The sequence below is a fragment of the Bacillus sp. YH3-2-B2 genome, from assembly GCF_053663335.1.
The window spans coordinates 94,361-106,031 of record NZ_JBSJQE010000005.1 but is presented as its reverse complement, the minus strand read 5'-3'; the positions used below and the strand labels follow the sequence as shown (position 1 = coordinate 106,031).

Annotated in this window: 14 protein-coding genes; 9 read left to right on the top strand and 5 right to left on the bottom strand. The window is 47.9% G+C overall.

Features of this window, described 5'->3' with window-relative positions:
• Positions 1 to 40 precede the first annotated feature (40 nt).
• The 6 genes from ACWJJX_RS17285 to nosA all read left to right on the top strand — a co-directional run bounded on the left by ACWJJX_RS17285 (position 41) and on the right by nosA (position 6,849).
• Positions 41 to 1,645, top strand: coding sequence for a sensor histidine kinase (locus tag ACWJJX_RS17285; RefSeq protein WP_025650266.1), 1,605 nt, complete (start codon positions 41 to 43; stop codon positions 1,643 to 1,645).
• Positions 1,642 to 2,322: a response regulator gene (locus tag ACWJJX_RS17280; protein WP_003155619.1), complete on the top strand. Its 681-nt coding sequence runs from the start codon at positions 1,642 to 1,644 to the stop codon at positions 2,320 to 2,322. Before ACWJJX_RS17285 ends, ACWJJX_RS17280 begins: the two co-directional genes overlap by 4 nt.
• A gap of 12 nt (positions 2,323 to 2,334) precedes the next feature.
• Positions 2,335 to 3,297 (top strand): tripartite tricarboxylate transporter substrate-binding protein, encoded by a 963-nt coding sequence (locus tag ACWJJX_RS17275; RefSeq protein ID WP_434686120.1) that lies wholly within the window; start codon positions 2,335 to 2,337, stop codon positions 3,295 to 3,297.
• 192 nt (positions 3,298 to 3,489) lie between these two features.
• A complete protein-coding gene (locus ACWJJX_RS17270) occupies positions 3,490 to 4,788 on the top strand; it encodes a citrate:proton symporter (protein WP_003155615.1) in 1,299 nt (432 codons plus the stop codon).
• Between the two features lie 51 nt (positions 4,789 to 4,839).
• On the top strand, positions 4,840 to 5,634 hold the full coding sequence (locus ACWJJX_RS17265; RefSeq protein WP_031378875.1) for an MBL fold metallo-hydrolase: 795 nt from the start codon (positions 4,840 to 4,842) through the stop codon (positions 5,632 to 5,634).
• 123 nt (positions 5,635 to 5,757) lie between these two features.
• Positions 5,758 to 6,849 carry a nitric oxide synthase gene (nosA, locus tag ACWJJX_RS17260; protein ID WP_015417020.1) on the top strand — a complete coding sequence of 364 codons (1,092 nt, stop codon included), beginning with the start codon at positions 5,758 to 5,760 and terminating at the stop codon, positions 6,847 to 6,849.
• Here nosA and ACWJJX_RS17255 read toward each other — a convergent pair.
• The gene (locus ACWJJX_RS17255; RefSeq protein WP_003155611.1) at positions 6,843 to 7,115 is read right to left on the bottom strand and encodes an acylphosphatase; all 273 of its coding nucleotides are present in this window, start codon (positions 7,113 to 7,115) and stop codon (positions 6,843 to 6,845) included. The genes nosA and ACWJJX_RS17255 overlap by 7 nt on opposite strands.
• A gap of 67 nt (positions 7,116 to 7,182) precedes the next feature.
• On the opposite strand from ACWJJX_RS17255, the gene ACWJJX_RS17250 reads away from it, so the two are divergent.
• Positions 7,183 to 7,842 (top strand): MOSC domain-containing protein, encoded by a 660-nt coding sequence (locus tag ACWJJX_RS17250; RefSeq protein WP_015239385.1) that lies wholly within the window; start codon positions 7,183 to 7,185, stop codon positions 7,840 to 7,842.
• Between the two features lie 40 nt (positions 7,843 to 7,882).
• On the opposite strand, the gene ACWJJX_RS17245 is transcribed toward ACWJJX_RS17250, so the two are convergent.
• The 4 genes from ACWJJX_RS17245 to map form a co-directional block, all read right to left on the bottom strand.
• On the bottom strand, positions 7,883 to 8,017 hold the full coding sequence (locus ACWJJX_RS17245) for a YflJ family protein (protein ID WP_003155609.1): 135 nt from the start codon (positions 8,015 to 8,017) through the stop codon (positions 7,883 to 7,885).
• A 179-nt stretch (positions 8,018 to 8,196) separates the two neighbouring features.
• Positions 8,197 to 8,352: a hypothetical protein gene (locus ACWJJX_RS17240; protein ID WP_003155608.1), complete on the bottom strand. Its 156-nt coding sequence runs from the start codon at positions 8,350 to 8,352 to the stop codon at positions 8,197 to 8,199.
• Between the two features lie 82 nt (positions 8,353 to 8,434).
• A complete protein-coding gene (locus ACWJJX_RS17235) occupies positions 8,435 to 8,746 on the bottom strand; it encodes a DUF3243 domain-containing protein (protein WP_003155607.1) in 312 nt (103 codons plus the stop codon).
• 56 nt (positions 8,747 to 8,802) lie between these two features.
• A complete protein-coding gene (gene map, locus ACWJJX_RS17230) occupies positions 8,803 to 9,552 on the bottom strand; it encodes a type I methionyl aminopeptidase (protein ID WP_003155605.1) in 750 nt (249 codons plus the stop codon).
• Between the two features lie 164 nt (positions 9,553 to 9,716).
• Between map and nagE the strand changes: the two genes are divergently transcribed.
• Positions 9,717 to 11,099, top strand: coding sequence for an N-acetylglucosamine-specific PTS transporter subunit IIBC (gene nagE / locus ACWJJX_RS17225; protein ID WP_012117066.1), 1,383 nt, complete (start codon positions 9,717 to 9,719; stop codon positions 11,097 to 11,099).
• Between the two features lie 125 nt (positions 11,100 to 11,224).
• The gene (locus ACWJJX_RS17220; RefSeq protein WP_003155601.1) at positions 11,225 to 11,668 is read left to right on the top strand and encodes a YfmQ family protein; all 444 of its coding nucleotides are present in this window, start codon (positions 11,225 to 11,227) and stop codon (positions 11,666 to 11,668) included.
• Positions 11,669 to 11,671 lie beyond the last annotated feature (3 nt).

Here is an 11,671-nt window from a genome sequence, read left to right as displayed (position 1 = left end):
AAAAATGGTATGATTTTAGGAGGAAAGGACGGCTGGTGCTGTGTTGGAAGCGAAGCGGTTTTATGTCTCTCTGCAAATGAAAATCGCCGGATTAATTACGGCTTTATTAATACTTGTTATCGGAACGCTCACGGTTATATTTGCCTTTCAGCAATTAAAGGAAGGGCAGAAGCAGGCTGAACAGCTGGCGGTGCAAACGGCAAAAACCATTTCATATATGCCTCCCGTAAAAGAGGCGTTCCGGCTTGCGGATCAAGAGGCTTTTACAAAGTTAGACGTCATTGAACAAATGAAAGAACAGGCAGGCGCGCACGCCGTCTACATCACTGATCAAAAAGGGCATGTTGCATTTCATTCGGCCCGAAGCAGTATTCCGAAAGAAAATCAAAATCTGCAAAACAAAACCGTCATGTTCGGCGGGTCTCCGGTTTCCGACGGAATGAAGGCCGTCCGGGGAAGCGCCCCGGTTATTTTGGAGGAAAAAAATCATAACGAAGTCGTCGGAACGGTGACAGTCGAGTTTCTACAAGATGAGATAGAAAAAGATATGAAAGCGCATCTGCGGCATTTAGGCTATTTTGCATGTTTGGTGTTTCTTATCGGCATCGGGGGAGCGGCGGCGCTCGCAAAAAGCATCCGTAAAGATACACTCGGCCTTGAACCGCATGAAATTGCAGCGCTGTACAGGGAACGCAATGCGATGCTCCTTGCGATTAAAGAAGGGATTATCGCCGTAAACAAAGAAGGCGCGGTAACCATGATGAATTTATCTGCGGCTGATATGCTGAATCTTCCGGAACCGATGATCGGAAGGCATATAAAAGAAATCATGCCGGGCGCAAAGCTCATGCCGGTGTTGGCAGGGGGAGAAATACCGCCGAACGTGGAGGTGCGTGCCGGAGATAAAGTATTTATCTTAAATGTGAAAGAAATGAAACAGACCGGACAAGTATACGGAGCGGTGATCAGCTTCCGCGAAAAAACGGAGCTCAAGAAACTGATCAACAAGCTGACTGAAATGAAAAAATACTCGGAGGATCTCCGGGCGCAAACGCATGAATTCTCGAATAAGCTTTACGCGATACTCGGTCTGTTAGAGCTGGGAGAATATAATGAAGCCATTGAACTGATAAAAGAAGAGTACGCCATCCAGAATGAACAGCATGAAATCCTCTTTCAAAACATTCATTCACAGCGGGTTCAGGCCATACTATTAGGAAAAATGGGAAAGGCGTCTGAGAAGAAAGTGAAGCTTTCAATAGATGAAAACAGCTTTTTAGAATCGCTGCCGGAGCATGTGGGTTCATCCCAGCTCATTACGATCATCGGAAATCTTATTGATAACGCTTTCGAAGCCGTCGCCGAAAAAGAGAAAAAAGAGGTATCCTTTTTCATGACCGATATCGGCAGGGATATCGTCATCGAAGTGGCGGACTCAGGAGACGGCGTGCCTCAGGAAAAAACAGAAACGATATTTGAAAAGGGCTACTCTTCAAAGGGGACTAGGAGAGGATACGGCTTAGCCAATCTGAAAGAAGCCGTCAGTGAATTGCAGGGATCGATAGAGATTTCGCAGCAAAAGAGCGGCGGTGCTGTATTTACGGTGTTTATACCGAAAGAAAGGCCAAAGGGGGAATCGGTGTGATTAACATCGCGATTGCAGAGGACGACTTTCGAATAGCGCAAATCCATGAAAAATTTATCGAACATCTTGATGGATTCAATGTCATCGGCAAAGCAATCAATGCCAAAGACACCATATCGCTGCTTGAGAAACGGCAGCCTGATCTGCTGCTTTTGGATATTTATATGCCGGATGAGCTGGGGACAGATCTGCTCCCGCTTATCCGCGGCCGTTTTCCTTCCGTTGATATCATCATTATTACGGCTTCTGCCGAAACAAGGCTGCTGCAGGAAGCGCTCAGATCAGGCGTTTCCCATTATGTCATAAAACCGGTGTCGGCACATAAATTTACAGAAGTGCTTTTGAAGTACCGTGAAAAAAGAGAATGGCTGCACTCACAGCCGGAGCTGAGCCAGTCCGTGATCGACATGTTTTTCGGAAGCGGTCAGAAAGAACAAAAACAGCACAATGATCTGCCGACAGGCATTAATTCGATTACGCTTCAAAAAATCAAAAACGCGCTCAGGGCGGCCCAAAAAGGGATGACGGCTGAAGAACTGGGCGAAAAAATGGGCGCCTCCAGAACAACGGCGCGGCGCTATGCCGAGTTTCTCGTTTCTCGGGAAGAAGCGCTCGCTGAATTAGAGTACGGCATTATCGGCAGGCCGGAACGGAAATATTATTTAGCACATGAATAAGGGATGGGAGAAATGAAGCGGTTGGGAGTGCTTCTTGTCATGCTGGCGGCGCTGGTTTCTTTTGACGGACGGCAGATGGCGGGCTTCCGCTCAGCTGAAGGGCCGGTTGAAATTGTCGTCCCGGCAGCGCCTCAAGGGGGCTGGGACGTAACGGCAAAAGCTTTGCAATCGGTAATAGAGCGGAAGCAAATATTAGGCCGGCCCGTAAAGATCATCTATAAACCCGGCGGAGGCGGAGACAGCGGCTGGAAATATGTAAACGAACGAAAAACGGATGTCATCAGTATGAATTCAAGCCTGCTGTTAAGCAATGAAATTTTGGGACAAAGCCGGCTGAAGGCAGCTGATTTTACGCCTTTGGCCATTATCGCAAAAGAGTGGCAGACCGTCGCTCTTCCGAAGGATTCAAAGATAAAAAGCGGAAAGCGGCTGCTCGGCGATATTAAAGCAAATCCGGGCGGCATAAAAATCGGATTTGCGCCCGGCCTCGGAAATGATGACCAGCTCTCCTTTGCGAGAGCGGCGGAAATGGCCGGAATTTCTCCGTTTGATATCCGCTTTTTTCAATACGGAAGCAGCAATGAAGTCATTGAAGCTCTTATCAGTCACGAGATAGACGCCGCCTCAATGACCATTTCAGAAGCGAGAGACGCCTATCGGAAAGGGAAAATCACATTGGCGGCCGTTACGTCTGACAAAAGGCTCTCCGGCTTCAGCGATGTGCCGACATGGAAAGAGCAGGGGGTGCCGTTTGTCTTTGCGCACTGGAGAGGCATCATGGGGCCGAAAGACATGACCGAAGGCGAGATCGCCTATTGGGATCAGGCTTTGAAACAGATTACTTCATCCGCGGAGTGGAAGCAAATGTTGAAAAAACGGGATTGGGAGAGCTTTTATAAAAACAGCAGCGGCGCAAAACGCTTTTTAGAAGAGCAGACCGAGTTTTATAAAGAGATGATGAGCAGCGAAAAATAAGCCTTCCGCATATTTGCGGAAGGCTTTTGATTTATAAATGAACAAAATGAACGAAAAGGTTATAAAAAATTAAAAATCTTTAAAATCCAAAATATTTACTTCAATATCCAATTCTCATAAGATAGCAAAAAGGCGGATAAAGGGGATCGGGCCTTTAAAATGTAAGCGTATTCATAATAAGGGGGACATACTGTGTTAGCAATCTTAGGCTTTCTTATGATGCTTGTTTTTATGGTGCTGATTATGACAAAACGGCTTTCAGTGTTAACGGCGCTCGTATTAACGCCGATCGTGTTTGCGCTGATTGCCGGGTTTTCTTTTAACCGGGTCGGCGAGATGATGATCTCCGGCATTGAACAGGTGGCGCCGATCGCAGTGATGATTATGTTTGCGATTCTTTATTTCGGCATTATGATTGATACCGGTTTATTTGATCCGATGGTGTCGCGTATTTTAAAGCTGGTTAAAGGCGACCCGCTCAAAATTGTGGTCGGAACAGCCGTTTTGACCATGCTTGTCGCACTGGACGGAGACGGCTCGACGACGTATATGATTACGACAAGCGCAATGCTGCCTTTGTATATCATGCTCGGAATCCGTCCGATTATTTTAGCGGGAATCGCCGGGGTCGGCATGGGTATCATGAACACGATACCATGGGGCGGCGCGACGCCGCGTGCGGCGAGTGCGCTCGGCGTTGACCCGGCAGAGCTGACGGGGCCGATGCTGCCCGTCATCGCGAGCGGAATGGTGTGTATGATTGTGGTCGCTTATGTACTCGGAAGGATGGAAAGGAAACGGCTCGGGGTGATCGAATTAAAACAGCCGTCCCATACAAATGAAACGGCTGCGGCTGCGGAAGATGAATGGAAGCGGCCGAAACTGTGGTGGTTCAATTTACTGTTAACGCTTTCTTTAGTGGGATTTTTAGTGTCAGGAAAAGTGAATTTAACCGTGCTGTTCATCATTGCGTTTTGTATCGCACTGATTGTCAACTATCCGAAACTTAACGATCAAAGGGAGCGCATTTCAGCCCATTCGAGCAATGTGCTTGCGATCGGTTCGATGATTTTTGCCGCAGGCGTGTTTACCGGAATTTTAACGGGGACGAAGATGGTTGATGAAATGGCCATTTCCCTCGTATCGCTTATTCCGGAACAGATGGGAGGTTTTATTCCGGCGATTGTTGCCTTAACGAGCGGTATCTTTACGTTTCTGATGCCTAATGACGCCTATTTTTACGGCGTGCTGCCCATTTTATCTGAGACCGCCGTGGCGTACGGTGTAGATAAGGTGGAAATCGCCCGCGCTTCGATTATCGGCCAGCCGATTCATATGTTAAGCCCGCTCGTGCCGTCGACGCATTTATTAGTCGGGCTTGCCGGGGTCACCATTGATGAACACCAGAAATTTGCGATGAAATGGGCGGTTCTTGCCGTTATCGTCATGACGGCCTTTGCGCTCATCATCGGCGCAATCACGATTTTTTAACATAAAACACCCGGTTCGTCGCACACTAAAGGCATCAGAGGAGGTGCCATGATGAGTGATCCGTTTATGCCGCTTTTTTCAGTGAGAAGCGGCGCCGGTTTTAAAGCGGCGGACGGCGTTTACGGACTGACCGTGCAGATTGCGAATGTTTACTTTATCGAAAATCCCTCAGCTCCGCGGGAAATCATTCTGGTTGACGCGGGAATGCCTCAATCGGCGGAGATGATAACAGAAGAAATGAAACGCCGATTCAAAGAGGGGTATGAGCTGAAGGCGGTCATTTTGACACACGGTCATTTTGATCATGTCGGTGCGATTGAAGAACTGCTTGAGCTTTGGGATGTGCCGGTTTACATTCATGAAAAGGAGCTCCCGTACGTCACGGGGAAAGCGGATTATCCGCCTGCCAGGCCCGATGCGAAAAAAGGGCTTGTCGCAAAGCTGTCACCGCTGTTTCCGCGCCATACGATCCGCATTCCGTCCGTTCAGGCACTGCCTTCAGACGGTACCGTTCCGTTTCTTGAGGAATGGAGATGGGTGCATACGCCCGGCCACACACCCGGCCATATTTCATTATTCCGGGATAAAGACCGCGTGCTGCTTGCCGGTGATGCCGTGATCACTGTTGAACAGGAATCGCTTGCGGACGTTGTCATTCAAAAGCAAGAGCTTCACGGGCCGCCCGCCTATTTTACAGCTGATACGCAGACGGCGGCCGCATCCGTTCAGAAACTGGCGGAACTGGAGCCGGAAGCGCTTTTGACGGGTCACGGAATTCCGATGACGGGAAAAAACTACCGTGAGGATTTGCTTACACTGGCTGAAAAACTGCATTCCGTTTTGTGAAACACCTGCGAAAATCACAGGTGTTTTTTCTTTGCAGTTTCCAGTATGATACAAAAAAACCATTGTGTTCACACCTAAAAACGATACAATGGGAAACAGATGTAAATTGAAGGAGAGAGTTTTTTGAAACATACGGAAATACTTTGGGATGAGGCGAAGGATTTTATTGATGTCTGCTATCGGGAACTCGGAATGGAATCGCAAATCAACGCGCGACTGCACGCGATAAAAGATGAGATAGAGCGGACGGGAAGTTACGTCCATACTGCGGAAGAGCTTGAACACGGGGCGAAAATGGCGTGGCGCAACAGCAACCGCTGTATCGGGCGTCTGTTCTGGCAATCGCTGAACGTCATTGACCGGCGCAATGTGAACACGAAAGAAGAGGTGCGTGACGCATTATTTGAACATATTGAAATCGCCACGAACGGCGGAAAAATTAAACCGACGATTACGATTTTCCCTCCTGAGAAGAACGGGGAGAAACAAGTGGAAATCTGGAATCACCAGCTCATCCGCTATGCGGGATATGAGACTGAAAAAGGAAGAGTCGGTGATCCGGCATCATATGAGCTGACGGCTGTCTGCGAAAAACTCGGCTGGCGCGGGAAGCGGACCGATTTTGATATTCTGCCGCTGCTTTTCCGGATGAAAGGGGACGGGCAGCCGGTCTGGTATGACCTGCCTCAGACGCTCGTGAAAGAAGTGCCGATCACCCATCCGGATATTGAAGAGTTTGCCGATTTAAATCTCAGATGGTACGGGGTTCCGATTATCGCCGATATGAGGCTTGAAATCGGCGGACTGTCGTACAACGCGGCGCCTTTTAACGGATGGTATATGGGAACCGAAATCGGCGCAAGGAATCTTGCTGACGAAAAGCGGTATGATATGCTCAAAAAAGCCGCTTCGGTCATGGGGATTTCCGCCAGCCTGAATACTGACCTGTGGAAAGATCAGGTGCTGGTGGAACTGAATAAGGCAGTGCTCTATTCATACAAAAAACACGGTGTCAGCATTGTCGATCACCATACGGCCGCGAATCAATTTAAGCGCTTTGAAGAACAGGAACAAGACGCGGGCAGAAAGCTGACGGGCGACTGGACCTGGCTGATTCCGCCGATCTCGCCGGCTTCCACCCACATTTTTCATAAATCATATGACGATACGATTGTGAAGCCGAATTATTTTTATCAGGACAAGCCTTATCAGTAACTGATGGAAAAGGTGCGGTACCCTTTCAGACGGTGTGATTCTTCGATGGTTACGTTTGTGACATTTGAGAAGGGGCTGCCTTTTCTGACCGCTTCGGCAAATTGTTTTAACGACTCTTCAGGGCCTTCGGCAAGGATTTCCACCCGGCCGTCATCACGGTTTTTTACCCAGCCGGCTATCTTATGTCTGTCGGCTTCCATCTGGACGAAGTAGCGAAAACCTACGCCCTGAACCCGGCCGTCTGCAATCATATGATACTGAAGCATGGAAAAACCACCTTTTTCTTACTATGATAAAGGAAAGATAGGATATTTCGCAAAGGATGTGAACGAGATGACGCAAGACTATTCTGTCTTATCTATCAATCTCGGAAAGCCCGCAATTCATGAATTTGCCGGCAGACAAATCAATTCAGGCATCATCAAGCGGCCCGCAGATTCTCCCGTCATGCTGTATAAAACCCATTTTGACGGGGACGGGCAGGCTGATCTGAAGCATCACGGAGGTCCCGATAAAGCGGTGTGCGTGTATCCCGCCGAGCATTATTCATATTGGGAAACAACGCTCGCGAGAAAACTTCCCGCCGCCGCGTTCGGAGAGAATGTAACGGTCAAAGGACTGGCCGAACAAGACGTGTGGATCGGAGACGTCTTTCAGCTGGGGGAAGCCGTCGTTCAAGTAAGCCAGCCGCGCCAGCCCTGCGTCAAACTCGCGCTCAAATATGGCATCAAAGATATGGTGCTCCGTGTACAGCAGACGGGATTTACCGGCTTTTATTTCAGGGTGCTTGAAGAAGGATATGTCGATCCGCGTCCCGTTCTCAAGCGTCTGTCGAGAGGCAAAGAAAGCATTTCCGTCTGGTATGCGAACGAAGTGAAATACCGTGATTCAGGCAATCTGTCAGCGATTGAAGAAATACTGCGGGAAGAAGCGCTGTCAGAAAGCTGGAGGGAGTCCTTCCTTAAAAAAAGGGACAGGCTCACTAATGTATAGAAAAAAAGCCGTGCTGCACTGACAGCACGGCTGATTTACGTTATGCTTGTTTCTTTGTTTCCAGCAGATTGGCAAGGAAGTACTTTTTGAAGCTTTGAAGCTTTCTTCCTTCATAGTGGGTAATTCCTTTTTTCTTTAACTCTTCTACATACCAGCCTTTACTGCCATAATGCATGTCAGAAAACTCCTTTCTCCGTTCTCCCGCTGGGGAGAGTTTCTTCAGTTTTTGCCAAACTTTTGGCATTGTAACATCTATAAAAAGACGCTGAAAAGGGATAACGCAAAAACTGAGCCTTTCGATTCAGAGATGTAAAGCTTTCTTACATATATATGTAAAGGGCGGTCTTTTCATGCTTAATGGCCGGTTAATTTTAACAGCACTGTTCCGAGTGTCATGATTCCGAAAACGACGCCGAAATAAATCAGCATCCCCTTCTTTTTCTTCACCCCGTAAACGGTAAGAATGATGCTTTCAATAAAGAAAATAAACCCGAAGATAATAAACCACATGTTGAAAAATGGCTCCTTTCACAGACATATGTCCAGTGTAGCACAACTCTTATAACGGAGCATAAAAAAGCCGGGCACTGTATCAGTGTCCGGCAAGTTTGACGAGAAGCTGGGCCAAATGCTGTTTTTCATTGTCATCCGCAATGTCCCACAGTTCTTGTAAAAGTTTTTCTTCCGCATTGCGGGGCTCCTCGTGTTTGGCGAGATAGTCCCCGAGGATGGCGGCGCTTTTAATGATTTTGCTGTCATCCAGACCCAGTTTTTTTCCGGCGGAAATTTTCTGATGAAGGTACGCCTTAAATTCCTCGAAATCCTCTAAAATCTGCTGTTTCGTTACGCCGTGCATGGCGTGTATTTCGTTTTCGATTTTGATTTTTTCTTTATCTTTTTTCATGCGTCTCCCTCCTTCGGGTTAGTTGTTGTATACCTGTTCGGGAGGGAGATGAAACATTACAATGCAGTTAAAATAATCGGTTTGTCTTTTGTGATCACGATGGTGTGTTCCACTTGGGCGACAAGGCTTTTATCCGGCGTTTTATACGTCCAGCCGTCTCCCGCTTCAACAATCGTTTCCGCTTTCGTGGAAATAAACGGCTCAAGCGCGATCACGGTTCCGTTTTTAAACAGCGCGTTATCAAACGGATCGTAGTAATTCATGATGTGGTTCGGCGCTTCATGGAGGTTTCTGCCGATTCCGTGGCCCGTCAGCGTTTTAATGACGGTAAATCCGTTGGAGCGGGCTTCATGGTAGACGGCTCTGCCGATCTGGTTTTGACGTTTGCCGGCTTTTGCCTGATCCAATCCTTTCTGAAATGCGGATGCCGCACAGTTACAAAGCTTTTGCAGACGTTCATCGCCTTCTCCGAGCACAAATGAAATACCCGTATCGGAATAAAAACCGCCGAACTCCGCCGAAATATCGATATTGACAAGATCTCCGGCTTTTAAGATTTTAGAGGCGCTCGGAATGCCGTGAGCGACTTCGTCATTTACGCTGATGCATGTCACGCCCGGGAAATCGTATTCCTTCTCCGGAGCGGAAGCGGCTCCGTGCTCGTCAAGCACCGCCTTTCCGATCAGGTCAAGATCTTTCGTGCTCATGCCGGGCTCGGCTTTTTTCTTCATTTCTTCACGCGCCAGCGCGACGATTCTGCCGATTTTTTTAAGGCCTTCTAATTCTTGATCGTTCGTTACAATCATTGTCATTCCCGCTTTCTATTTTTAATCATCTGATTCAAGCTTACCACAACTGGTTTATAAATAGAAAACCAACAAGCCTTATGTGAATAAATGAAGGAAAATTGGTATAGATCACTAGATAACTTATGTGGTATATTTAAGAAAAAAGAAGGGGGATGGGTAAAATGCTTCAATTTTTGCAAAAACTCGGAAAGTCTTTTATGCTTCCGATTGCCGTTCTGCCCGCCGTTGGTATTATTTTGGCCATCGGCAGAGAGGACTTATTAAATATTCCGTTCATTTACGCGGCGGGGACCGCGGTATTTGATCATCTGCCGCTGATTTTCGCGATCGGAATCGCGATCGGGATTTCCAAAGACAGCAACGGGGCCGCCGCTCTGTCGGGAGCCATTTCTTATATCATGCTGGACGCGGCTGTAAAATCAATCAATTCGACAAATAATATGGCCGTTTTCGGAGGGATTATCGCGGGGTTAATTGCGGGATACACGTATAATCGCTTTAAGGATACGAAGCTGCCCGAATATCTCGGGTTTTTCAGCGGGCGCAGGCTCGTTCCGATTGTAACGGCGCTGATTACCATTATTTTGGCGGGGATCTTCGGATTTGTGTGGCCGCCGATTCAGTCGGTGATTACGTCCTTCGGGGAATGGATGATCGGGCTTGGCGGGATCGGCGCCGGGATTTACGGGATTTTTAACCGGCTTTTGATTCCATTCGGTCTTCATCATGTGCTGAATAATATTTTTTGGTTCCAGTTTGGCGATTTTCACGGAAAAACGGGAGATCTGGCCCGCTTCTTTGCGAAGGATCCGACGGCGGGGACTTATATGACGGGATTCTTCCCGATTATGATGTTCGGGCTTCCGGCCGCATGTCTGGCAATGATTGCCGCGGCTAAGCCAAGTAAGCGCAAAGCGACGGCCGGAATGATGATCGGTCTCGCGCTGACGGCATTTATTACCGGAATTACAGAGCCGATTGAATTTGCATTTATGTTTTTATCACCGCTTTTGTACGGGGTTCATGCTATATTAACCGGGTTCTCTTTATTTATCGTGAATGTTCTCGGAATCAGGTCAGGTTTTTCATTCTCGGCGGGGGCGATCGATTATCTCCTCAGCTACGGCATTGCCGAAAAACCGCTTTTGCTGCTCGTTGTCGGGCTTTGTTATGCGGTGATCTATTTTGTCGTCTTCTATATGCTCATCAAAACGTTAAACTTGAAAACGCCGGGACGGGAAGATGATGAGGAAGAGGAAGAAGTGCTTAGTGAAGATACGGCCGGTTCCGTCGAAGAACATGCCATGCTCAAGGGGCTCGGCGGCAGGCAAAACCTCGAAACGATTGATCACTGTGCGACCCGCCTCAGGCTGACCGTGCAGGATACGTCTCTCATTAATGAGGCGGCGCTTAAAAAAGCGGGAGCAAAAGGGGTTATCAAAACGGGGAATAAAACGGCGCAGGTCATTATCGGGCCGAACGTCGAATTTGTTGCGGAAGAGCTGAGAGAAGCCGTCCGCCTTGACGATCAGAAGCAGACTTGAAAAATCCGGATCACCTAGGTGATCCGGATTTTTTTGAACATATATCAAGTTTCACATAATGTACAAAAAACAATGTTTTCTTCTATGTTAAGATTCATGTAGAACAAGTATGGAGATGATGTAAGGTGACATGGATTGCAGTTGTTTCAATTGTTGTCATAAGCCTGATTAAGATTGTGCTGACATGCCTTCCTACCGGAGCGGTGGAATGGATCCTCCGCAAGTTTGAAACCCATTCAAAGCTCAGTGACGAGTCCGCTGCCGTTTCCCTCGGCGGAAAACGTCTGGAAGGCGAAGACAAACGACGGGTGATTGATGATTTTAACGAAGCCGTGTTTATCGAACGGCATTATATATACCCAGGGGATGAAGAGCGTTATCTTCATCCGCAAAACGGAGCCGATCCGCTTGTCATTAAGACGAGAAAAGGAAAAAAAGATGTGACGGTGTTTGTATACAGCTACGAAGATCATGTAGATGTCGTCAAGCAGCAGAAAAAGAAAGTCGTCGCTTATTCAGTCCTTTCCGACAGCCTGCAAAAGCGCACTATGGCCGCCGCCGGGAGCTGAACA